The 666-nt window shown below is 60.8% G+C and carries 1 protein-coding gene; it reads right to left on the reverse strand.

The window, feature by feature from the left end:
* Positions 1–321 precede the first annotated feature (321 nt).
* A partial coding sequence (locus tag M3A49_RS42415) for a transposase (protein WP_266233996.1) occupies positions 322–666 on the reverse strand: 345 nt, incomplete at its 5' end.

The raw sequence follows: 666 nt of genomic DNA on the forward strand, positions 1-666 counted from the left end.
ACGTCGCGTCACGCTCGATGCGGCGTGCGCTGCGCACGCTTATTCCTGCCTTGGCGGCCGCGACTTCCTGCGGATGGTGTTTGCGCTTGTTCATGTAGAGGCGAACCTGTTGGTCGGTGATGCGGGTTCCAGACATGTGCTGACCGCTTCTTCTTTAAGAATCGATCAGCCATCCTATTTCCCCGCCGACGCGGCGCCGCCGGTGGTTCGTCGCCTCCGGCGGCTACGCCGCCTCCGACTCCTCACCACCGGCCAAAACCAACGTCAACGACCGGCCAAGCTAATTGTCGCCGCCCACAAGACAGAGACGAGCTTTACCGCCTACTGCATGCCGCTTGACGCGCGGCTGACGGCGACACGTGTCGCACTGTGCTCGCGGATATAGCGCATCAGCTTGCGCTCCAGATCCTTTACCGTGGTGAAGATACCTCGCGCAATCACGTCGCGCTGGATGCGCGAGAACCAGTTCTCCACCTGATTTAGCCAGGAGGTATAGGTCGGCGTGTAATGCAACCGCACGTTTCGGTGTTGCCGCAGGAACTCTTGCACGCGCGGGGTCTTGTGGCTGCTGACGTTGTCGCAGATCACATGGATCTCTTGTTTGGGCTGCTGGCTGGCGATAACGTCGGTGAGGAAGGCCACGAACTGCTCGCTGGTATGGCGTGG

This window comes from Paraburkholderia sp. CNPSo 3076 (assembly GCF_026343935.1).
GTDB classification, from domain to species: domain Bacteria; phylum Pseudomonadota; class Gammaproteobacteria; order Burkholderiales; family Burkholderiaceae; genus Paraburkholderia; species Paraburkholderia nodosa.